Annotated in this window: 18 protein-coding genes; 6 read left to right on the top strand and 12 right to left on the bottom strand. The window is 63.6% G+C overall.

The window, feature by feature from the left end; all coding sequences use genetic code 11:
* Positions 1 to 13 precede the first annotated feature (13 nt).
* The 7 genes from QX135_RS14710 to QX135_RS14680 form a co-directional block, all read right to left on the bottom strand.
* A complete protein-coding gene (locus tag QX135_RS14710) occupies positions 14 to 1,513 on the bottom strand; it encodes a lipopolysaccharide biosynthesis protein (protein WP_316181433.1) in 1,500 nt (499 codons plus the stop codon).
* 187 nt (positions 1,514 to 1,700) lie between these two features.
* Positions 1,701 to 2,858: a glycosyltransferase gene (locus QX135_RS14705; protein WP_316181431.1), complete on the bottom strand. Its 1,158-nt coding sequence runs from the start codon at positions 2,856 to 2,858 to the stop codon at positions 1,701 to 1,703.
* The gene (locus QX135_RS14700; RefSeq protein ID WP_316181429.1) at positions 2,855 to 4,222 is read right to left on the bottom strand and encodes a DUF4910 domain-containing protein; all 1,368 of its coding nucleotides are present in this window, start codon (positions 4,220 to 4,222) and stop codon (positions 2,855 to 2,857) included. Before QX135_RS14700 ends, QX135_RS14705 begins: the two co-directional genes overlap by 4 nt.
* A 24-nt stretch (positions 4,223 to 4,246) precedes the next feature.
* Positions 4,247 to 5,215, bottom strand: a complete 969-nt coding sequence (locus tag QX135_RS14695) for a phytanoyl-CoA dioxygenase family protein (RefSeq protein ID WP_316181427.1) — start codon at positions 5,213 to 5,215, stop codon at positions 4,247 to 4,249.
* A 103-nt stretch (positions 5,216 to 5,318) separates the two neighbouring features.
* On the bottom strand, positions 5,319 to 5,861 hold the full coding sequence (locus QX135_RS14690; RefSeq protein ID WP_316181425.1) for a dTDP-4-dehydrorhamnose 3,5-epimerase: 543 nt from the start codon (positions 5,859 to 5,861) through the stop codon (positions 5,319 to 5,321).
* Positions 5,862 to 5,902: 41 nt separating this feature from the next.
* On the bottom strand, positions 5,903 to 7,165 hold the full coding sequence (locus QX135_RS14685) for a class I SAM-dependent methyltransferase (protein ID WP_316181423.1): 1,263 nt from the start codon (positions 7,163 to 7,165) through the stop codon (positions 5,903 to 5,905).
* Between the two features lie 52 nt (positions 7,166 to 7,217).
* On the bottom strand, positions 7,218 to 8,255 hold the full coding sequence (locus QX135_RS14680; RefSeq protein WP_315739475.1) for an SDR family oxidoreductase: 1,038 nt from the start codon (positions 8,253 to 8,255) through the stop codon (positions 7,218 to 7,220).
* A 380-nt stretch (positions 8,256 to 8,635) separates the two neighbouring features.
* On the opposite strand from QX135_RS14680, the gene QX135_RS14675 reads away from it, so the two are divergent.
* Positions 8,636 to 9,736 (top strand): hypothetical protein, encoded by a 1,101-nt coding sequence (locus QX135_RS14675; protein WP_316181421.1) that lies wholly within the window; start codon positions 8,636 to 8,638, stop codon positions 9,734 to 9,736.
* Between the two features lie 122 nt (positions 9,737 to 9,858).
* On the opposite strand, the gene QX135_RS14670 is transcribed toward QX135_RS14675, so the two are convergent.
* Both QX135_RS14670 and QX135_RS14665 read right to left on the bottom strand, forming a co-directional pair.
* Positions 9,859 to 10,512, bottom strand: a complete 654-nt coding sequence (locus QX135_RS14670; RefSeq protein ID WP_316181419.1) for a PIG-L deacetylase family protein — start codon at positions 10,510 to 10,512, stop codon at positions 9,859 to 9,861.
* On the bottom strand, positions 10,509 to 11,306 hold the full coding sequence (locus tag QX135_RS14665; protein ID WP_315777018.1) for a glucose-1-phosphate cytidylyltransferase: 798 nt from the start codon (positions 11,304 to 11,306) through the stop codon (positions 10,509 to 10,511). The genes QX135_RS14670 and QX135_RS14665 overlap by 4 nt, the downstream gene beginning before the upstream one ends.
* 483 nt (positions 11,307 to 11,789) lie before the next feature.
* On the opposite strand from QX135_RS14665, the gene QX135_RS14660 reads away from it, so the two are divergent.
* Positions 11,790 to 13,262, top strand: coding sequence for an undecaprenyl-phosphate glucose phosphotransferase (locus tag QX135_RS14660; protein ID WP_316181417.1), 1,473 nt, complete (start codon positions 11,790 to 11,792; stop codon positions 13,260 to 13,262).
* A 221-nt stretch (positions 13,263 to 13,483) separates the two neighbouring features.
* On the opposite strand, the gene QX135_RS14655 is transcribed toward QX135_RS14660, so the two are convergent.
* Positions 13,484 to 13,867: an H-NS histone family protein gene (locus QX135_RS14655; protein WP_315739468.1), complete on the bottom strand. Its 384-nt coding sequence runs from the start codon at positions 13,865 to 13,867 to the stop codon at positions 13,484 to 13,486.
* 923 nt (positions 13,868 to 14,790) lie between these two features.
* Entirely contained in the window at positions 14,791 to 15,249 is a 459-nt protein-coding gene (locus QX135_RS14650) for a hypothetical protein (protein WP_315739467.1), read from the bottom strand.
* 1,078 nt (positions 15,250 to 16,327) lie between these two features.
* Between QX135_RS14650 and QX135_RS14645 the strand changes: the two genes are divergently transcribed.
* From QX135_RS14645 to QX135_RS14630, 4 genes are all read left to right on the top strand, one after another.
* The gene (locus tag QX135_RS14645; protein WP_316181568.1) at positions 16,328 to 17,695 is read left to right on the top strand and encodes a polysaccharide biosynthesis/export family protein; all 1,368 of its coding nucleotides are present in this window, start codon (positions 16,328 to 16,330) and stop codon (positions 17,693 to 17,695) included.
* A 242-nt stretch (positions 17,696 to 17,937) separates the two neighbouring features.
* Positions 17,938 to 18,240, top strand: coding sequence for a hypothetical protein (locus QX135_RS14640; protein ID WP_315758308.1), 303 nt, complete (start codon positions 17,938 to 17,940; stop codon positions 18,238 to 18,240).
* Positions 18,241 to 18,357: 117 nt separating this feature from the next.
* The gene (locus QX135_RS14635; protein ID WP_316234129.1) at positions 18,358 to 19,239 is read left to right on the top strand and encodes a sterol desaturase family protein; all 882 of its coding nucleotides are present in this window, start codon (positions 18,358 to 18,360) and stop codon (positions 19,237 to 19,239) included.
* Entirely contained in the window at positions 19,236 to 20,129 is an 894-nt protein-coding gene (locus tag QX135_RS14630) for an alpha/beta hydrolase family esterase (protein ID WP_316181410.1), read from the top strand. The genes QX135_RS14635 and QX135_RS14630 overlap by 4 nt, the downstream gene beginning before the upstream one ends.
* Before the next feature lie 66 nt (positions 20,130 to 20,195).
* Here the strand turns inward: QX135_RS14630 and QX135_RS14625 are convergent, their stop codons facing one another.
* Positions 20,196 to 20,615, bottom strand: coding sequence for a DOPA 4,5-dioxygenase family protein (locus QX135_RS14625; protein WP_316181408.1), 420 nt, complete (start codon positions 20,613 to 20,615; stop codon positions 20,196 to 20,198).
* Positions 20,616 to 20,872 lie beyond the last annotated feature (257 nt).

Raw genomic sequence — 20,872 nt, 5'->3', positions numbered from 1 at the left:
CTTTCGCTCCCTCTCAGCGCTTGCCGGCGAAATCCTGCACGATCGTACCTGCGATCCTGAGCGGCTCGCGGACCCGGAACACGCCGACGACGATCGCGAGATAGAGACAGCCGCAGAAGCACCCGGACAGGAACATGCGCAGGAGGACGGGATAGGCCCCTAGAAGCGCGGCTTGCAGCCACCAGCCGGCAGCTGCAGTCGCGACGGCGCCGATGGTCTGCGGTCCGACGGCCCGGATCACGACCTCCGCACCGATGCCGATCGGACGTCCGGCGTACATGACCGACGGCAGGGCGATCAGCGAGTATCCGACCACGACGCCCCAGGCCACGCCGACCGGCCCAAATGGCAGCCCCACCAGCACCGCAACGACCTGCGCGACGAGCGAGATGATCCCCCAGGTCTGCCACCGGTCCGCCCGTCCGAGCGACAGATGCAGCCAGCCCTGCGAGCCCTCGACGACGTGCGAAATGCCGCGCAGCGCGATGATGCTGAGCAGCGCTCCCGCAGCCTGCCACTTCTGCCCGAGCAGGACGACGGTCAGGTCCTCGGCGGTGACGGAGAGGATCGCCGCCGCCGGCATCACGAAGAAGGCCAGGATCGAGAGCGCCGCCTCGTACTTCTGCCGCAGCGCGACCGGATTGGTCTGCAGCTTGCTGAGCGCCGAGCTTCCCACCGCATGCGTCTGATTGAGCGCCGCATAGATCGAGTTGTCGTACAGGTTCATCGCATTCTGGTAGTACCCGACCTGATCGGGCCGGTAGAGCAGACCGAGCGCGATCCGGTCCACCGCCCGTGACAACGTATAGGCCACGGTGAATCCGACCACGTGGAGGCCAAAACGCACCATCGATCGCACCTCGGCGTCGAACACCGGCGCGCTGGGCCGCCAACGGCATGCCGACCACGCGGCGACCACGACGCAGATCGATGTCACGACGGGGCGAATGACCAGCGCCCAATAGCCGTAGCCCTCGAACGCCATGGCGACGGCGGCAACCGTCCCCGCCAGCGTGCCGAACAGCTGGATCCGACCGATGCGGCCAAATTGCAACGTGCGCCGGAGCAGCGCCATGTGCTGATTGGTCAGCCCGGACAGCACGAAGGTGATCGCGACGCAGAGCGCGATCGGCTCCAGTCGCGGATCACCGTAGACCCAGGCAATCAGCGGACTGGATGCAGCGACGACGATCGCCACCGTCGCGCCGATGCCGGTGCTGACCCAGAACAGGCCGCTGACCTGGGCCGGTGTGATCCTGCTGCGCTGGGCGGTGGCGTCGAGCAGGCCGAAGTCGATCAGGAGCGGCGCGAAGCTCGTCAGCACGGTGATGATGGCGACGAGCCCGAAATCCTCCGGCGCGAGCAGCCGGGCCAGGACGATGGCCGCTCCGATCTGGAGCACGGCATTGCCGTATTGGATGACGATGGAAATCAGGCCGCCGCGCAACGCGCGGCGTCCGAGATCGTTCGACTCCCGATGTTCCTCGAAATAGGCGGCGACGGCTTCCGACATCTCCGTTCAATCGCTTTCAAACATTGCAACCAACTTTCCTATTCCCAGTCACGGCCAAACAGATCCGTACAGGGCAATGAAACATCCAATCGTCGAAATGCAGCCGGTATAAAATCGTCTGCAGCCGAAACATGGGCCGCCGGGGCGGCGATGACGCCAATTTGTGGCGGAGAAACGGATTGAAACATCACTGCGCCAACAATGCCGGCTCGCGATCTAATTCATGCTCGCGCGCCACCCCCGGACCGGCCGCCATCTCGGCCAGCCTCTTCAGCCGATCCTTGCGTGCAGCGACGCCCGGCATCGGCTGCAGACCCGTGGCCTCCAGGATCGTCTCCCACCGATACACCCAGTCGTGCCGCATCAAGGTCTGGGCCATGCCGCTTCGCCGCATCCGGTCCTGCCGGACCGGGTCACCGTCCAGCTCCCTGATGACCCGGTCGATGTCGGGCGACGTGTGCGGCACGTCGACCATCGCCTCGGGCCAGTCGAACAACCGCGGAAAGAGTTCGTTGTCGGGACGCTCACCGAGCATGATGGCTCCCGATGCCGCGCCCTCGAAATACCGGTAGCCGAACTCGACCTGCCGCCCGGTCTCCTGCGGCTCGTCGAACTTGCCGGGATTGACCAGAAAATACCTGCTCCTCTTGGCGAGGTTTGCCATCTGGGCCCGGTGCTCCCGAAGGTCGATGGCCTGGCTGCCGCCGATCGTGTCGTGGAGATAGAACATGCCGCTGTCCCGCGCCATCGCGAGCAGCGTTTGGTGCGTGACACGGGAGCGGCGCCCCATGCTGAAGACGTCGATGACCCTTTCGGGGGGATCGGGATAGGGACAAAAGCGGATCGCGTCGATGGCGAGCGGGAGATGCACGCAAGCCTGGCCGATCTCCTCGCTGAGCGGCTTCACGGTGTTGATCTGGAACGGCATCACGACGTCGAACTTGGCGAGGATCTTCAGGAAGTGCCGGTGCTTGGCGATCTCCTTCACCCATAGCTCGTCCAGCAGACACACCGAGGTCCTGGACGCACCTCTCAGATCCTCGATCGCATCGAACATGATCAGGTCCTGCGGGAATCCACAGATCGCGAACAGAACGTCGTATTGCTGCCGCGGCTGGATCCGCGCGATCCCAGGATTCAACAACACGGGCGCGTGGTAGCCCAGCCGGGTGGCGAAGCTCGCCCGTCTGCGCGACGGATCGAGCTCGGGCGCGAACAGCTCGGCGGAATCGACCTCGCAGATGATGTCCTCGAACTCGACGTGGGGGCCGCGATTGAGCGCCTTACCGAAGATGTTTCGGAGTGAAAAGACGGCGATGCGGGGCTTGCCCGGTTGCGAACTCATGACGCCTCACTCTGGTCTTGTCGGCTCACATGCTCCGGTGCTGACGGAGAAGGCGATGACGTTACGATAACGAGGCCGGCGTCCAGCGCGATCCGTGCGGCGGCCTCGATTCGCGCGAACGGAACGTCGGCCCGGACTGCCATGTCGAGCAGGCTGTGCCTGCCATCCGCCAGATTGAGGACCCAGAGGAGGTCCATCTGCGTCGCGCCACCTGCCTCGCGCTGACCGGCAATCGCGCGATACAGACCACGCCGTCCCAGTTGCGGCTCCCCTCGCCCATCGACGCGCTCGTAGATGCAGTCACGATCGAGCAGATCCAGCACCTCCTCGATGACGGCGTAGGATTGGTCGAGACAGTCCGACTTGACGAAATTCAGATTGTCGGCCGAGGTGTGATATTCGGGGAATGTGCCGTGCACGCCGCGCATCAGGCACCCGACTGGGAGATCGAATCCCGGTGAGCAGAACTGCCGCTCGTCATATCCATAGGGACTGAATGGCAGAATCTCGTGAGGATGGCCTGATTGCTTCAGGACATGCGCGACGACGCGATCGATGGTCGCGCCCCGCCGGCTTTGCTTGTAGTGAAATCCACTGGGGTCGCCGAGACAGGTGAGGACGAGGCCGTGTTCGACACGGTCGAGATCCCGCTCGTTGCGATCGAGCCATGCAAGCGCGCCGATCGTTGCCGGCAGGAATAGAAATCGGTACCCGAGCCGGCGGGGCCGTTGCGCTTGCCGCATCGCCAGCGCCGTCATGACGGCAATCCCTGAGAGATTGTCGTTGGCGAGGCTCGGATGGCAGACGTGGCAGGTGATCAGGACTTCCTTGTCCGTCTGTCCGGGGACGAAGAATTCGCCGTAGGTCAACGATCCCTGCGAGAGCTCGCTGTCGATCTCGACGTGGTAGCTGTCGTCCGTCATCTCCCGCCAGAGACGATCCGGCAGGCAAAACCCCCAATCGTCGGCATAGTAGCCGGTCCGGTATGGAATGAGATCAGGCTGCTCCGGCAAGGTATGAACGTGCTTCGCAAGCTCAGCGCGGCTGAGCACCGCCTGGACCGGCTTGCTGTAGCCCATCACATGCAGATTATTGTCGGCGAAGTCGACGAGAGGGCGGCCCGCCAGGGTCGAGATCGTCGCGCGACGAATGTTCCACTCCGCCGGCACATGCCAGTCGAGGACGGGCGTTCCGGACGGCACTTCGTGAATCACGAGGTCGACATAGCGTGAGACGATCTCGAGCGTCTGACGGACCCCAGCTCCCGTGAGGCTACGGTTGATTGGAAACAGCTCCGTAATCAGATCATGGAGATCGATCGCCGGCGCCCGCGGCCCTATTGATGATGTGAGGATGTCCAGCATGACCTGCGAACCTTGCATCATCCGTCAGGCCGATGCCTGCGCGGCATCGGCTGCGAGACCGCCGGTCGCCAGCGGCACGATCGTCGGCTGATAGATCAGATGATCGCGGGGCGCCTCGACCTGATCATACGGCGCGACGACCTCCTCAGGCAGCCGCACGAGGTCGGTCACCCGCAGGAAGTCCCGCAGGTTCGTGCCCGTGGACTCCGAGTCGACGTTGACGGCGCCGTGCCTGCCGCTGACGTCGGCAGAATGCACGGTACGGAAATCGATGCTGAACCGCGTCACGCCCGAGGTATTCGGAACCGACGAATGCAGATGCGCTCCGGAGAAGATCGTGACACCGCCGCTCGGCGCGATCACCCGGATCTGCGGATCCAGTGCTATCTCCTGCTCCGGCTTCGGCTGCACCCGTGTATCGGTCTTGATGTGCTGCGCCGCCGATGCCCGCGAGGTCCGGTTCCACTCGTAATAGTTATAGTTTCTGGAGCCGTTCTCGATCGCTTCGTCGAAATAGCGCGGGTGGAATGCAAGGCCGTTGTCTGGCGCGATGTCATACACCGGCAGCCACCAGTTGAGCTGGCACGGCGGCGCCGAGTACCAGGTGTCGCGATGAGGGTGGAATGCGAATGCGATCCCGGTGGTGAGATAGTCATCGCTCGTTGCCGACCGCAGCCGCGGCACGTCGAAATAGGTCAGCTCGGGATCGCAGCCAAGCTCGCGGAGCGCTCCTTGCACCAGCTCCTTCGACCGGGCGTGATGAATGAAGAATGGCTTGAGCCTGACGAGAATCTCGACGTAGCGCTCGACAGGAAGCTCGAATTGCGCCGTCCGCGGATCGTAAGGATGAAACGCCTCCTCGATCAGCTCCCTGGCAAACGCGACCAGCGCATCGAGCGAGGGCGTCGGCGAGTACAGGAACAGCGCACCCTCGTACAGTTTCTGGCGCCGCTCGTCATCGGGCATGATGGCATCAACGAAAATGTTCGTCATTCCGTGATCCTCCTCGACAAATAGTCAGAACCTTCGAGGCGATCGGGCCGCTCCGGGGCCGCCAGATTCCTCCCCCAAGACACCGAGCTGCCGTCATGCTGCTTCACCACAGCTCCCGCTCAGCAAGCGAGGGCCAGGCGGCATCCTTGGCCGACAACACCGTCACCGGCTGCGGCCATCGGATGCCGATCATCGGATCGTCGTGCCGGAAACCGTCCGAGAGCTCCTCGACATAGTCCTCACCCATCAGATACTCGACCGTCACGTCGTCGGTCAGCGTCTGGAAGCCATGGGCAAAGCCCGCGGGGACGTAGAGCATCCGCGCCGTCGAGGGACCGAGCTCACAGGCATAGACCTCGCCGCGCGTCGCAGAATCCGGTCTGATGTCGACGATGACGTCATGCATCAAGCCGGCGCTGCAGCGGACGATCTTGGCGTCGGGCTTCGGCGCGCGCTGGAAATGCATGCCGCGGACGGTGCCGCGGAGACGGGTCACCGAGCTGTTGCCCTGCACCGGGATAAACGCGATGCCCTGCTCAGCAAAGGTCTTCGCGCACCAGGTTCGCGTGAAGCTGCCGCGCTCGTCAGAGCGAACGGTAAGCTCGATCAGCCGCGCATCCGACCGTCCCAGCTGGACAAACCTCATGGCTCAAAACTCTTCGCGCAGTCGTGCGGCAATGCCCTGCTCTACTCCTCGATGGTCGCCTTGGGGACCGGCACGATGAAGCGGCCGCCCCAGTCGCGGATGGCCGCCATCTGGGCCTTGATCTCGCTCTTGATGTTCCACGGCAGGATCAGGACGTAGTCGGGCTTGGCTTCGAAGATCGCTTCCGGCGGCAGGATCGGAATGCGAACGCCCGGCATGTAGCGGCCCTGCTTGGACGGGGCGCGATCGACCGTGAAGTCGAGGAAATCGGTGCGGATCCCGCAATAATTGAGCAGCGTCACGCCCTTCGCCGGGGCACCGTAGCCGACGATCTTCTTGTTGTCGCGCTTCAGTGTCGTCAGGAGCTCGAGCAGAGCCCGCTTCGTCTCTTTGACCTGCTCGTTCCAGGCCATGTAGATCGCGTCGTCATGCAACCCATAGGCCCGCTCTCGTGCCAGGACGTCGGCGACGTTCGGGCTCTCCGCATGAGCGGCGCCCTCGTGACAGACGAAGAACCTGATCGAGCCGCCATGCGTTTCCGGGAGCTCGACGTCGAAAACGCGCAAGCCCGCCCGTGCGAAGATGCGCAGGCCCGCGATCAGCGACAGATAGGAGAAATGCTCGTGATAGATGGTGTCGAACTGATGCCGCTGCATCAGGGTCAGCAGGTGCTGGACCTCGAAGGTCGCGACGCCCTCCGGCGCCAGCAGAATTTTGACGCCACCGACGAAGTCATTGATATCAGGAACGTGCGCGAGCACGTTGTTGGCCGTGAGGAGATCGGCCGACCAGCCCTCCTCCCGGAGGCGGGTCGCATAGTTGCGGCCAAAGAACTCGATGCGGGTCTCGATGCCCTTGGTACGTGCAGCCAGCGCAACGCTTTCGCAGGGTTCGACGCCAAGGCAGTCGATCCCCTTCTGGAGGGAGTATTGCAGCAGATACCCGTCATTCGACGCGATCTCGACATGCCGCGAGGCCGGACCGAGCTTGAAGCGATCGGCCATGGCTTCGACGTAGCGCCGCGCGTGCTCGAGCCATGAGGTGGAGTGCGAGGAGAAATAGGCATAGTCGGCGCGGAAGATCTCGGACGCGGCCAGGAGGTCGCGTGTCTGCGCCAGACGGCACTCGCGGCAGACGAAGGTCTCCAGCGGATAGAACGGCTCCGCGCGCATGTAGTTGGCCGGATCGATGTAGTCGTTCGCGACCGGCGAGGCGCCGAGGTCGATCAGCTTGAGGGTCAGGTCGTCGCCGCAGTGCCGGCACTTGGGCGCGACGCCGACGGCGGTGGGAAGGGTCAGTTCCATGATGTCTCCGTCACTGTCTTTGCCGGCCGAGGCGACCGTCTGCCCGGCGCAATCACGTCCATTGCAGCCTGTCGTTGATCCTGGCTGTCTCCATGTGGTCCTGTAGGACCTTGAGACGGATCAGATCGGACGAGCGAAACTCGGCATCCTTGAACTGCATTCTCTTGAGACCCTCGACCAGGTTCTGGATCGACTGGTCCAGGGTGACCTGCGGTTGATGATCGGGTGCGAGGGAGCGGTACAGGCCGAAATCGACCTTGTAGGAGCGGCTGTCCACGGGCGCGGAGGTGTTGATCGATACGCTGGTCCCGGGCACTCGCGCAGCCACCGCATTGGCGAGATCCTTGACCTGGTAGTTGCGGTCGTCGGAGCCGGCATTGATGGTGAGGAAGCGGCCGCCCGTCGCCGCCGGCCGGTCAATCGCCCAGTCGATCGCCCGCGCCATGTCGGCGACGTCGATCAGAGGGCGCCAGGGGGTGCCGTCGGAGAGCACGCTGATCTGGCGACGGGTGAGCGCGCAGGCCACGAAATCGTTGAGGACGAGGTCGAGCCGCAGCCGATCCGACATGCCGCAGGCCGTCGCAAAGCGCAGACAGGTGATGGTCATGCCGGTGTCGATGGCGGCGAGTTCCTGCTCCGATCCGATCTTCGACTTGGCGTAGGCCGTGATGGGATTGAGCGGATCGCTCTCCTTGCGCGGCGGTCCGTCGGCGATGCCGTAGACGCTGCAGCTCGACGCGAACACGAAATTCTTCACACCAGCCGCCGCAGCCCTCCTGGCGAGCGATACGGTGGCGTTCTGGTTGACGTCGAGCGTCACCTCCTGGAAGCGATTGCCCATCGGATCGTTGGAGATCGCCGCCAGCTGGACCACGGCGTCATAGCCACGGAGGTCGAGCGACATGTCGCGGACGTCGCCATGGATCTGCTCGTCGAGACATCGCTCCGGAACAACCGGCGCTCCGGTCAGGCAGTGCGCGAAATAGGCGTTGTCGAAGCCGTGTAGCGTCGCATCCGGGCGCTGCGCCCGCAGATGCCGCGCGACGACCGGACCCACATAGCCCATGTTTCCGGTGATCAGTACCTTCAAAATCGCACCCTCTATGTCACCAACCAAAACGAGAATTTAAATCACCCTCCAATAGATTATAATTTAATTTTCTAGCCAGCGTCCAGTGAATCCGTCAGCAAGCGACGTCGCCAGCCGTTTTCTCCGGCGCGGCACATAAAACTCCGGGAAAACCCGTGTATTTACCCCGATCCGCCTGATGTCGCGACCATCCGGCCGGCGCGGCATCAGGCGCCCTCTTGATTTAATTAATTGGCTCAAATTAAATAACGCCACAAAAGGGACAAATGTTGACCGCAGATCTCGGCAGCTTTAATTCGATCCCTGGCAAATGAGGCGTCCCGCGCGGGATGCCCCACCCGCCTCGATGACGCATTGATTTAAGCATTGAAAGACAGAGCATGACACTATCCGCCGGCGACTGGGTCGAAGTGCGCAGCAAGGAAGAGATCCTGGCCACTCTCGACGCAAACGGGCGCCTGGAAGGGCTGCCGTTCATGCCGCAGATGTTCAAATGGTGCGGTCAACGCTTCCAGGTCTACAAGCGCGCCCACAAGACCTGCGACACGGTCACCGGATACAACACCGGAGAATGGCTCGGCCGGCGCCTTCCCAACGCGGTGCATCTGGAGCACCGCTGTGACGGCGAGGCTTATGGCGGCTGCCAGGCGGCCTGCCTGATCTTCTGGAAGGAGGCGTGGCTCTCCCCGGTGGATGCGACCAAACCCGCGCCGGCCGGCCCGGACCGCGCGGCTGCGCCTCAGCCGTCCGGCGGATGCACGGTGCGCGCGGTGTGGGACGCGACGAAGTCGCCGGATCAGCAGCCGGGAAAAGGCCCGCGCTACGCCTGCCAGGCAACCGAGCTGCCGACCTACACCCAGCCGCTCAAATGGTGGGACGCCCGGCAATACGCCGAGGACGTCGCGTCCGGCAATGTCTCGCTCGCGAAGATGTTGAAGGGCTTTCTCTACTTCGCCTATGTCGGCGCCACCATGGCGCGCCGTCCGCGTCTCGGCCGGCCCGCGCGCTGGGTCTACGACCGCGTCCAGTCGCTGTGGGGCGGCGTACCGTTTCCGCGCAAGCGCGGAGATCTCCTGACAGACAAGGACGCGCCGATCGCCGATCTCGGGCTGCAGCCCGGCGATCTCGTCCGCGTCCGCCCGCACAAGGACATCCTGGCCACCATCGACAAGCAGACCAACAACCGCGGCATGGGCTTCGACGCCGAGATGGTGCCCTATTGCGGAAAGGTGTTCCGGGTGCGAACGCGCGTCGAGAAGTTCATCGACGAGCGCACCGGCTACATCCGGCGGATGAAGACACCGGCCGTCATTCTCGACGGCGTCTATTGCCAGTCGCGCTACAGCGAGAACCGATTGTTCTGCCCGCGCGGCATCTATGCATGGTGGCGCGAGGTCTGGCTGGAGAAGGTGCCGGCCACCGCAATCGAGCGTCCGCCGGCAGAGGAGATCGTCGAACTTCCCCGACGGGCGGCCGGCTGACCGCCGGCCGCAGCCACGCATCGCGGCCAAGCGCCGATCATCTCCTCGCAGATCGGACATTGCCGATCGGACATTGATGCGTCGTCCGCGAGGACCTCACGGCGAACGGATTCGGCCGCCGTTCACCCCAAGGACAGCTTGCGCACGACGAATGCCTCGGCATAGCGCTCGGCGGCGCGGCATTCCATGCCCCGCAGTCGCGCCAGTCCCATGAACGTTTCCGGGTCGAACCATTGCTTGGAGCGCTGGCTGCCGAAATGCGCCATCAGCAGCGCAACCTTCCGCTTCATGATCCGCTCGGAAATGGGCATGTAGAGATTGGGCCGTCCGAGATCGCCGTCCCATTTCGGAATCTCGTACTCCAGGACGAGATGATCGCGGAACGTGTTCCAGACCAGGCGGTTGACCTGCCGATGATCCTGATGGGCGTCGTCGCGGCGGTGAGCGAGAATGACGTCCGGGTTGATCCGGCCCTTGAGCTGCTCGAACCAGGCCTTGATCTCCTCCCCCTGCTCGGGGAAGAAGCCGTCGCGGAACTGCATGATCTCGAGATTGCGGCCGGCGGCTTCGGCAAGGAAATCGTCGGCAGATGCTCGCGCCTCGACGCCGCGCTCGCCATTGCCGCTGAGCACGCACCAATGGACATCCAGGCGGACGCCCTGATCGAGCCAGGACAGCAGCGTGCCTCCGGCCCCGATCTCGATGTCGTCGGAGTGCGCACCGAGACACAGGACCGACAGCCGGTCGCCGCGACCGGCGAGCTGCAGCGCCCTCATCCGTTCACCACCGCCGGAAGGCTGGCGCCGAGCTGCCAGGGCGTGTCGCCGCGCTCGATCATCTCCTCGAGCACCTGGCGGTCACGGAGCGTGTCCATGGCGCGCCAGAACCCTTCGTAGCGATAGGCCATCAGCTCGCCGCGGTCGATCAGCCGCTTGAACGGCTGCACGACGAGCTCATCACCCTCGTCGATATAGTCGAATATCTCCTTGCGGAAGATGAAGTAGCCGCCGTTGATCCAGATGTTGGAATCGTTGCTCGCTGCCATGCGGCCCACGGTGCCGTCGGCGTCGAATTCGGCGAGGTGAAAGCTGATCGGCGGGTGGATGGCGATGAAGCAGCCGATCTTCCCGCTGCGCTTGAAACGATCGATCATCTCCGGTAGTGGCGCGTCCGTCAGGCCGTCGCTGTAGTTGGCGAGAAAGATCTCCTCACCCTCGACCATGTGCCGGACCGCCCGCAGTCGCTGACCGATGTTGCGCCAGATGCCGGTGTCGACCAGCGAGACCCGCCAATCCGGGGGGCGATCGCCCAGCAGCTCGACCTTCTTGCCGAACTGCGAGATCGTGCAGTCGGTGGTGGACGCCTGATTGTAGTTCAGGAAATAGTCCTTCACCACATTGGCCTTGTAGCCCAGGCACAGAACGAAATCCCGGTGCCCGTACTGGCTGTAATACTGCATGACGTGCCAGAGGATCGGCTGGTGGCCGATCGGAATCATCGGCTTCGGAATGCTCTCGGAATATTCCCGGATCCGCGTCCCGAGCCCTCCACAGAACAATACAACCTTCATGGCGCGACGTCCTTCGGGTTCTCTATCTTTGAAATGAGCATCATAATCTTCCAATCTCGCCGGCCGGCCTCGAAGACAGCTCGCCGTGCCCTCGCTTCGCCCTCCCGGCTGCACGAGGAAAACCTGCCCCTGCATTCGGTCGGCTGCGGACGCGTCACCCGCGTCGCGGGCGCCCGGCACCGGATTAATAATCCAATTATATCTCTTTTTAAATGCCATTCTTGGCCGCCCGCATTGAAATATCCGTCTCACGAACATTAAATCGTCACGCGGGCATTGCCAGGACCGACTTGGAGGGGGGCGAGCGGCATCGTTCCGTCCTCCAGAACCGGCATTCCGGTGTCACCGGCCTCGTCGCGGTATCGGGAGACGTCTGACGGCGCGAATAAATCCCAATGGCAGTTTTTAATTGTTTAAATTAAATGCCAAAACATATAATGACGGCTAATCGCTATTTAACCGAGTTTCGAACACCGACATCCCATGCATTACGTGGATCAGCCCAAGACTCTCGATCGAAATGGCATGCCGGCCGTCCTCTTGGAACGACAATTCCAAGGGCGGAAATGGCCCGTCCACTACGACTCGGTGGAGCCCTTCGCGATCGCGGCGGACATTGCAACGATTACCATGTCGAGCGTCCTGTCCGGGTTTCTGTATCATCTGCAGGATCCGGCGGGAGCCAACGACGTCAGTAAATCGCTCGGATTGGCGATCCTCGTGTCGGCGCTGTTCGTCTCGCTGATGAAGATCCGCGGGATGTACCGGCCGGCCGAGCTCCTGATCCTGCCGCGCCAGATCCGCGCGGCCTGCCTGACCTGGGTCACGGCGTTCCTCGTGCTGGCCGGCGCGCTGTTCGCGCTCAAGATCGGGAGCGAATTCTCGCGCGGCACCAGCATCGTATTCGCGATGTTCGGGCTCGCGGCGCTGATCCTGCATCGCCGCACCACCGCATATCTGCTGGCAAAGGGGCTGGCGGAGAGACGATTTTCCGGCCGAAACATCGTTCTGATCACCGATGAAGCAGGCAAGGACAACGCCGGGCTGACCCAGGTGCTCACCGACACCGGCTTTCGCGTCCAGCGACACTTCCTGCTTCCTGAGCCCGACGCGGATCCGGATCAGCGGCAGCGGATCGTTTCGAGCGTGATCGATTATGTGCGCGGCTCCGATATCGAAGAGATCGTCGTCGGCGCCAATCCCGAACCCTGGTCCGATCTGCGAACGCTCGGCGCGGAGCTGAGAGTCCTGCCGTTTCCAGTGAGTTTCGTGCCGGTCGGAACGGCTTCGGACATCTTCAAGCGGCCGTGCCGCGAACTCGGCAATGCGGTCTGCATCGAGCTGCAGCGCGGCCTGCTGAGCCCGCTTGAACACGCCACCAAGCGGCTCATGGATGTCATGCTGGCGGGCATCGCGCTGGCATTGATGTCGCCGCTGCTCCTGCTGGTGGCGGTCGCCATCAAGCTCGACTCGGCCGGGCCAGTGCTGTTCCGGCAGCAACGCTGCGGATTCAACGGCCGATCTTTTCAGATCTACAAGTTTCGCACGATGTCCGTTCTCGAGGACGGGCCTTCGATCGTCCAGGCCCAGATCGGCGACAGCCGGTTCACCCGGCTCGGGACCTGGCTGCGCCGGACCAGCATCGATGAGCTGCCGCAGTTGCTCAACGTCCTGGACGGCAGCATGTCCCTGGTCGGCCCCCGCCCCCACGCATTGGCGCACGACAACGAATTCGACAAGCTCGTGCGCAACTACGCGTTCCGTCGCCGCGTCAAGCCCGGACTGACCGGCTGGGCGCAGGTGCATGGCTGCCGCGGCCCGACGCCCACGCGTGCGTCGATCGAACAGCGCGTCGAATTCGACCTCTGGTACATCGACAATTGGAGCCTGTCGCTCGACGTCGCGATCCTGCTGAGGACGCCGATCGAGCTGATCCGCGGCAACAATGCCTATTAGGCGCATTCGCAACGGATGATGATCGCGAGCCAATCGGCGGAGCCGTGCGGGGCAGATCGGACGGGCCCACTTCGGTCAGGTCTTGATCGGCGGATCGCGACGTTGCGGCGTCAAACCGCTCACATGTCGTTCGTGGATGCTGAGAGGGCGAATCAGGCCCGGTATCGACGCGCAGCGTCGCTCAACTATCGGCGCGACGAGCTTGATTGAAGCTACCCCGATCAGGCGCGCTGACGGCGACTTTTCGAAGCGCCAGCCCCATTGATCGCAAATTCCTCGATCCGATGCCCGGTCTTGATCGCCGCCACCAGCCAACGCGGCTGCTTGCCTCGGCCGGACCAGGTCTCGGAGGTCTGTGGGTTGCGATACTTCGGCAGGACCCGGGGATATTTCCGCCGCGCCTTGCCGCTGGTGGTGTAGGACTGCCCACCCTCGCTGCCGGCGCCTTCGATGGCACCGCGGCTGCGGTTGAGAACCGCCAGACGACGTTCGAGTTCGCGCTTCTCCGACGTGATCCTCACGGCGAGGATCTGACTGATCTGCTCATGGAGAGACCAGAGGTCATCGAAAGACATCGCCTCGAAATCGATCTTCTTGGTGGACATGCAGCGACCTTTGTCTGTGATCTCTATCCTGCCGAATTAACGTCATATAATTCGGTATTTCGTTCCGCAAGTGGCTCGCGCTCGGAAAAACTGAATATTTGAGTTTATACCAATCCGGCTAGACCTAATGGTTGTAACTCAAACAATTATCAACCCGCAACCCCCTTTTCCGAAATTATGTCGCACCGCCTCCAGATTGTGGCAACATTCGTCTGCACGCTGGAAGAAGTCGCCGAATCAACACGATTTGCAACGGATTCGCTGCGCATTGAGGCAAGATCGCGTCAAAGTGACGTAGGTTTGATGATCAAACGATGCCGAATTCGGTCGCTGAACATTTTCACCGCGCCATGTTTTTCAAAGCTGCCGCGAGGGCTTACAACCTATTTGGGCGAGCACCCCGATAACCCGGATCGAGATATTTTTGCATGCGCACAAAATGTCGCGAGCTGGTTTAATTGAGCCCGCATCGTGAACATGCCGCAAAGCCGCCGACATCGATTCGGCGAATCAAGCGCCTTCGCCAAACACGGGATCCTTCAGGCGCGCTCATGCGAATCAGACTCAAACACGTCGCGCCGACGGCATCCGGGGTCGCGCGGCGTGAGACAGGCACACCACCGGCAGCGGAAACTGACTGCCGCGCGATCGGCTGTGGCGTGGAGGACGGCTGCGGTCCCCCGGCGGCCCGATCCTCCGCCCACCGGTGACATGGGTTCCGGCCGGCACTGTCTCGGGGCGCCGTCTTTGCGCGATACGACGGCTGAAGAACGCCCGGATGACGTCCGGCCGTCGCTGCCAGCGACAGCAGCACTGGGCGATCTGATGCGCCGTCGGGATCGATGCTGAGCGGCTGTCGCCTCGCGCCGGCAACCGGCGCGACCATGACGGGCGGCCGCCGCGTCGATCAATTTCCGATGCGATTATTTCTGCTGCCTGGTCCGACCCGGCACCGCCGGCTGGGGCGCGATCAAATGAGCCGTCCCGCGGCGGCGCCGCGTGGCCATCGGGCGACGCCTGGGAGCCGCGGACTTCTTCGCGCGCTTGCCCAGGCTGCTGCTGATGGATTGGATCTCCTCGAGCAGGGCATCACAAAGCTCGATCTGAGACCGCAGCGCGGATTGCGGCGAACGGCCCGACGATGGCCGGCCGAAACGTGATTTCGCAAGGCGCATCTTATTCAGCGATTTCAGGACAGCATTCAGAGCGCCACCGCCGCCATCCGTCTCAATATCCTCGATCAACGCGGTACCAAGCTCGTCACACAAGGACGGACCCCACTCATTGGCGAGTTTTGAGGGATTTTTCTCGACTTCCGGCAAACCGTCATCGCGACGATGCACGGATTCGATTTTAGAAATTAAATTAACCACTCGCGACAAGTTAATTTACCATCTAGCAGCAAGACATTAAATACTTCTGGCACTCGCTACGGTTTGCAGTAAAATGCTACCGCATTGCCAGAAAGGACTTATTAAGCACCTTTGGTCCGGTACAATTGAAGCTTTAGTTTGTTCAGTCTACCGTTTTATGTCTCCGACCGCGCGGAATCGTCTGGACACGATTAATTTAATTTCAGATCACGTAAAAGCACGGTGCGGAACTGCCCATTTAATCGTGCGCGCGATGATCGACACTCCCGAACACGGCTGGGGCGGGCGCCAGCCGTCGGAACGAGCACGGCCCGCATCAACCATCGCGGCCGCCATCTCGCGCCAAGCTTGACCATGAAGCTGCCGAGCGGAGCGTCCAGCGCCCTTCGGAGACGCCGAGGAAAGGGCCGAGGTTACCACATCATGGGCCGTTCCGGCGCTCCGCACACCACCGCGCGGCGGTACAGCACGCCCCGGGGCGTCTGGACGGCGACACGCCGAATGCACCCGGGATGAATCGCGAGATTGTAATGAAACGGAGTGGCCTCGAATGCCCCGTGCAGCCGGCAGAGTCTGCTGAGATCCGGCCCGCACTCCGTCAGCGGATAGAGACCGCGCGCGGACGCGGGATCGGATAGGCCCGTGACGGCGATCGCGAAAGCAGCTGCGGCGATCCTGATCACGTTCGACAATTGCGTGCTCCGTTGCAAAGAGCCTCAAGGGCTGGCGCAGCAGCATAGACTTGATCGGCGGCCTTGGACAGCCGGCCGCCCGCTTGCGGTCCGGGCGCCCCGTCCGACGGCCTTGGCTCACCGACTCGTTGCGCGGCCTGCGATGGCGTCGCCCCCTGCCTGAGCGAAGCGACTCAGGCTAACCGTTGCGCAACGGCTTTGTGCTTAAAATTGCTCGTCTTCTGTTAGGTCGAACGGATCATCCGTCCACCATGGACCTCCGGCGAAGTTGACAGCTCGTTGCGGTAATATGGTAAGGTCATACTGTGACCTAATTGGCACGGCCGGGCAAAAGCGGACCAACCCGCACGGCGGTGCGCTTTCGTCCAGTATGGTCGCCGGGTAGGTTGAAATATGTGGGACGTTCTCCCTTCTTGGTGGAGGGAGCAGCGTGGGGAAACGTATTTTTGCTGTATTCGGGGATGGGTTTGAAGGCCTTGATCAAACCGCGCGGGTCGACCGGCGGCGGGGGGTCTCCTGTGCGCAACAGCGCAGTGGACCCGAGCGGCTTTCATAGCCTTTGCCGTGGCTCGCGCGCGCTCCTAACTCTGGTGATCTTGGCGCTTCTGCCAGCCTGTTCCTTGCTCCCCGGAACAGGACCGACCAGCGACGCAGTGAACGACAATGCCACGGCCAGCGTGCGGTCGAACACGGCGCTTCCCTATGCGCTGGTCGACATCAGCCCCGAGACGATCGGCTTCCTGTCGCAGCCCAACATGGTCACGTTCCAGGGCGTGTTTCCGGACAAGCGGCCGAAGCCGGTGCAGGTCGCCGGCATCGGCGACGTGCTGAACGTTTCCATTTTCGAAGCCGCCCCAGGCGGACTGTTCACGCCGCCCACGGCCGCCGGCGCCCGCCCGGGCAACTTCGTGGATCTGCCGGCGCAGGCGGTAGACCAGCAAGGCAATATCCGCGTTCCCTATGCGGGCGAGATCGCCGCCGCCGGCCGGACTCTGCCGCAGATCGAGCAGGACATCGTCTTCCGGCTGCAGAAGCGCGCCCTCGAGCCGCAGGTCGTCGTCAGCCTGAACCAGCAGCATTCCAGCGTGGTCAGCGTGCTCGGCGACGTCAATACGCCGGGCGTGCTGGCCCTCAACAGCGTGGGCGAACGCCTGCTGGCGGTGATCGCACGTGCGGGCGGCCCGAAGCACGAGGCCATCGAAAGCTACGTGACCCTGCAGCGGGACGGCAAACGTGTGCGCGTGCTGCTCAGCCGCGTGGTGCAGGATCCGCGCGAGAACATCTTCATCCGCCCGAACGACGTCGTCTACATCACGCGGGAATCCCCCACCTTCACGGCCCTCGGCGCCCTCAATCAGAACGTCTTCGGCTTCAATTCCGAGATTTCGTTCGATACGGAGACGCTGACGCTGGCCCAGGCGATCGGCAAGGCGGGCGGCCTGAACGATCAGCAATCGGATCCAGCCGAGGTCTTCCTCTATCGCTACGAGGAACGCCCGCTGCTGCAGAAGCTCGGCATCGATACCAGCCGCTTCATCTACGACCGCATTCCGACCATCTACCACGTCAACCTGCGCGACCCCTCCGGCATGCTGCTGGCCTCGGGCTTCCAGATGCGCAGCAAGGACGTGATGTACGTCGCCAACGCCAAGGTCGTCGATTACTACAAGCTGCTGACCCTGATCAACAACACGGCGACAACCACGTCCAACACGGCCACGGCGGTGATCAACGTCAACACGGCGACGAAGACCAGGTGGTGAAGCACACCGACGGGCCGGTAGTGGCCTGAACAGGCGCCGGAACGTCGAGGGTGCGGCTGGACCAGAGCCCGCCGCGCCGCTCGATGTTGCGGTATCGGACGGCGATCGCGTGACAAGCCGTTACAATCCGGCCAATCACCGCGACCAAACGACACCGGCGGTGCATCCGCCCGCGACATCCAACGCACAGTATCCCTCTGCAGGCGACGCGATCGCCGGCGCGAACGAATTGGGAGACTGACGTGAAGACATCCATCGCGACCTTTTTGCTCGTGGCAGTCCTTTCGGCGGCAGCCGCGGTCGACGCGAATGCCTGGACCCGCAGCGGCTCGGTCGCCGGACCGCGCGGCACCACCTCATTTGGCGGCTCCGGCAGCTGCTCCGGCGGCGCCTGCGCCTGGCAGGGTGGCGGCACAGGTCCCGCCGGCCGCAGCTGGTCGCGCTCCGGCTCCGCGAGCTGCAGTGACGGCAGCTGCACCCGGCAGGGCCAGGGCACGGGACCGCGCGGCAACTCCTACAGTTACAGCCGCACCGTCACGCGCTGAACGAACACCATAGCGTTGCTGCTCGCGGCCTCCCTGAAGCATCGATGTCGCCGGTCCGCCTGCCTCTCCGGGGCGGACCGGCGCGCCGCCTCCATTCGATGAGGTCGGATGCGCGCCATGCCCATCTTCTCTTCCCTACCGCCGTCGACGCGCACGATCGTGCTGCTGACGGCGCTCGGCTTCATGACGCTGGAATATGGGCTCGGCCGGCTCGCAGGCCGCGAGACTCACGACCCGCGCGAGACCGCAGCCTCGTTCGCCATCGCGATCGGACAGCATCTGATCCGCGCAATGGTCGCGCTCGTCGCGGCCTTTCCCTTCGCCATCGCCTATCGCCACAGGATCTTCGATTTCGACGCGAGCCGGCCGCTCGCCCTGCTCGCATTGTTTCTCGCCAGCGAGTTCGTCTACTACTGGCACCATCGCGCCTCGCATCGGGTTCGCTGGCTGTGGGCCACGCATGCCGTGCACCACTCTTCGACGCATCTGAACCTGACCGCCGCCATTCGTCTCGGCTGGACGAGCGAGATCTCCGGTCATGTCCTGTTCTATCTGCCGCTGGCGCTGCTCGGCTTCCATCCGCTCGCCATCATCGGCATGCTCGGCGTCAATCTGCTCTACCAGTTCTTCATCCATACCGAGCTCGCGCCGCATCTCGGTCCACTCGAATATGTGCTGAACACGCCGCGACATCACCGCGTCCACCACGCAGCCAACGAGTCCTGTCTCGATCGCAACTATGGCGGCGTGCTCATCATTTTCGACCGGCTGTTCGGTAGCTTCGCCGAGGCCCCGGCCGGCGAAACCTTGCGCTACGGCCTCGTCGGCGTTGCGCCGAGCTTCAATCCGTTGCGGATCGCATTTGGCGAATGGATTGCGATCGCCCGCGACCTCGCGGCAGCCCGGAGCTGGGCGATGCGGCTGCGCGTGCTGGCCGCCGTGCCCGGACAGAAGCCCCACCGCGGGGAGTCACCCGACAGCCGAGAAGGATGCTCATGACGTCACATCTCCGATCGTTCATGGCCGCCATGGCGGCGGCTCTGCTCGTCTCGACCGCGGCGGTCGCCGCGGAGCGCGGCATCACCATCGACACACGCGACGGTCCGCGTCATGCGCTGGTGATGACCACGGGCAAGACGCCGCAGCCGACTGTGATCGTGCTCCATGGCGCGCTCGGCAGCGGCGCCGGCGCCGCGCGCACGACCGGTTTTGCCGAAGCCGCGAGAGCTCATGGCTTCATCGCGGTCTTTCCCGATGGCCTCGACCGGCAATGGAACGACGGGCGCGACGGCCACTCCGGCGGTCCCGATGATGTCGGCTTCATCCGCGCCTTGGTGCGGCAGCTCGTCGCCGACGGTACGGCCGACCCCCGGCGCATCTATCTTGCCGGCATTTCGAATGGCGGCATGATGAGCTTCACCCTGGCCTGCAAGGCGCCGGAGCTGTTTGCCGGGATCGGCACGGTGATCGCCAACATGCCGGATGGCATCGCGCCCTGCGCCGCGCGGCCGGTGCCGGTGGTCATGATCAACGGCACGGCTGATCCGATGGTGCCCTATCGCGGCGGCGAGGTCGGGCTGCGCGGCGGGCGCGGCCGGGTGTGGAGCGCTGAAAAGACGGCGGAGTTCTTTGCGCGGCGCGACGGCTGCGGCGCGCGCCAGGCCGCGGCGCTGCCGCATCGGGATCTCGCCAGCGACACCTCCGTCACACAACTCAGCTGGCGCGATTGCCAGGTGATCGGCGGCGTGTCGCTGTACCGCGTCGAAGGTGGCGGACATGCCCTGCCCGGCCGCCGCCCGCTGGCGCCGCGCCTGCTAGGCCCGAGCAATTTCGACATCGATGCCGCCGAGGTCATTCTCCGCGCGTTCGATCTCGCGCGCACGCTGTAGTCCGGCAAGTCCGCCCAGGCTCCGACCGTCCGGAGACGGCGCGGTCACCAGTGCGCGCGCGCGAGCTCAGGCCGCGATCGTCGGCGTGGTGTTCGGCTCGCGCGGCAGCTCTGCCTCGCCGTGCGAGGGAAGATTCTCGCCGCGGATGCCGAGCGGCTGTCCGATCCACAACGCGTGCGCGGTGTGATGGGCCAACGGCTCCGTCGTATTCGGATGCACCAGCACGCTGAGGCGGCCATGATTGAGCATCAGCCATGGCACCAGCACTGGAAACACGTCGACCGCGAAGGCGACTTGATACATCGGCCGCTCGTGAGGCCCGACCAGCGCGTCATGCCAACGCCCGAGCGTCACAAGGAAGCGGTCGGCAATCCACTGCCGCAGCTGCGCGGCTTCGGTTCGAGTGGCATCATCGAAATAGATGTGGGCATGAAAGCTCGCAATTGCGCTCAGGCGATACGGCTGCCCCGCCGAGGTCGTTTCCATCCGCGCCTCTCGATCATTTTCAATCGCGTTGGCCGCGCGGGCGAACCGATGTGGCATGGTCATCCTAGCATCGCTAGCCCGGCCTCAGTCGCGGCGCGAGTCACCGCCAGCGGACTCTGGCCTCGAGAGCTCGGCGGGGCTCGAGCTTCGACCTCGGCAGCATGTCGCCGCGCGAGCTGGCGCACCAAGACAAACGACAACGCCGCGCTGAGGTTTCAGCGCGGCGTTGTTGTTGTTGGGGTGTGAAGAGGGGATGT

Origin of the sequence: Bradyrhizobium sp. SZCCHNR1098 (genome assembly GCF_032489375.1) — a bacterium.
In the GTDB taxonomy this organism is placed as follows: Bacteria; Pseudomonadota; Alphaproteobacteria; order Rhizobiales; family Xanthobacteraceae; genus Bradyrhizobium.
Note: the sequence above shows the minus strand (reverse complement) of the source record. Positions and strands in the feature narration are given on the sequence as shown.